The organism is Escherichia sp. WS1265 (genome assembly GCF_046487585.1).
In the GTDB taxonomy this organism is placed as follows: Bacteria; Pseudomonadota; Gammaproteobacteria; order Enterobacterales; family Enterobacteriaceae; genus Escherichia; species Escherichia coli.
This window is the reverse complement of sequence record NZ_JBJQJE010000075.1, coordinates 1-1702: the sequence shown is the minus strand read 5'-3', so window position 1 is coordinate 1702 and position 1702 is coordinate 1. Positions and strand designations below refer to the sequence as shown.

Below are 1702 nucleotides of genomic sequence, written 5' to 3'. Positions count from 1 at the left end.
ACTGCTCTTTAACAATTTATCAGACAATCTGTGTGGGCACTCGAAGATACGGATTCTTAACGTCGCAAGACGATAAATGAATACCAAGTCTCAAGAGTGAACACGTAATTCATTACGAAGTTTAATTCTTTGAGCATCAAACTTTTAAATTGAAGAGTTTGATCATGGCTCAGATTGAACGCTGGCGGCAGGCCTAACACATGCAAGTCGAACGGTAACAGAAATCAGCTTGCTGATTTGCTGACGAGTGGCGGACGGGTGAGTAATGTCTGGGAAACTGCCTGATGGAGGGGGATAACTACTGGAAACGGTAGCTAATACCGCATAACGTCGCAAGACCAAAGAGGGGGACCTTCGGGCCTCTTGCCATCGGATGTGCCCAGATGGGATTAGCTAGTAGGTGGGGTAACGGCTCACCTAGGCGACGATCCCTAGCTGGTCTGAGAGGATGACCAGCCACACTGGAACTGAGACACGGTCCAGACTCCTACGGGAGGCAGCAGTGGGGAATATTGCACAATGGGCGCAAGCCTGATGCAGCCATGCCGCGTGTATGAAGAAGGCCTTCGGGTTGTAAAGTACTTTCAGCGGGGAGGAAGGGAGTAAAGTTAATACCTTTGCTCATTGACGTTACCCGCAGAAGAAGCACCGGCTAACTCCGTGCCAGCAGCCGCGGTAATACGGAGGGTGCAAGCGTTAATCGGAATTACTGGGCGTAAAGCGCACGCAGGCGGTTTGTTAAGTCAGATGTGAAATCCCCGGGCTCAACCTGGGAACTGCATCTGATACTGGCAAGCTTGAGTCTCGTAGAGGGGGGTAGAATTCCAGGTGTAGCGGTGAAATGCGTAGAGATCTGGAGGAATACCGGTGGCGAAGGCGGCCCCCTGGACGAAGACTGACGCTCAGGTGCGAAAGCGTGGGGAGCAAACAGGATTAGATACCCTGGTAGTCCACGCCGTAAACGATGTCGACTTGGAGGTTGTGCCCTTGAGGCGTGGCTTCCGGAGCTAACGCGTTAAGTCGACCGCCTGGGGAGTACGGCCGCAAGGTTAAAACTCAAATGAATTGACGGGGGCCCGCACAAGCGGTGGAGCATGTGGTTTAATTCGATGCAACGCGAAGAACCTTACCTGGTCTTGACATCCACGGAAGTTTTCAGAGATGAGAATGTGCCTTCGGGAACCGTGAGACAGGTGCTGCATGGCTGTCGTCAGCTCGTGTTGTGAAATGTTGGGTTAAGTCCCGCAACGAGCGCAACCCTTATCCTTTGTTGCCAGCGGTCCGGCCGGGAACTCAAAGGAGACTGCCAGTGATAAACTGGAGGAAGGTGGGGATGACGTCAAGTCATCATGGCCCTTACGACCAGGGCTACACACGTGCTACAATGGCGCATACAAAGAGAAGCGACCTCGCGAGAGCAAGCGGACCTCATAAAGTGCGTCGTAGTCCGGATTGGAGTCTGCAACTCGACTCCATGAAGTCGGAATCGCTAGTAATCGTGGATCAGAATGCCACGGTGAATACGTTCCCGGGCCTTGTACACACCGCCCGTCACACCATGGGAGTGGGTTGCAAAAGAAGTAGGTAGCTTAACCTTCGGGAGGGCGCTTACCACTTTGTGATTCATGACTGGGGTGAAGTCGTAACAAGGTAACCGTAGGGGAACCTGCGGTTGGATCACCTCCTTACCTTAAAGAAGCGT

General features: G+C 52.7%; 1 rRNA gene. It reads left to right on the top strand.

Annotated features, from left to right (window positions below):
- The first annotated feature begins 146 nt into the window (after positions 1 to 146).
- Positions 147 to 1688, top strand: a 16S ribosomal RNA gene (locus ACJHX3_RS24835).
- Positions 1689 to 1702: the final 14 nt, after the last annotated feature.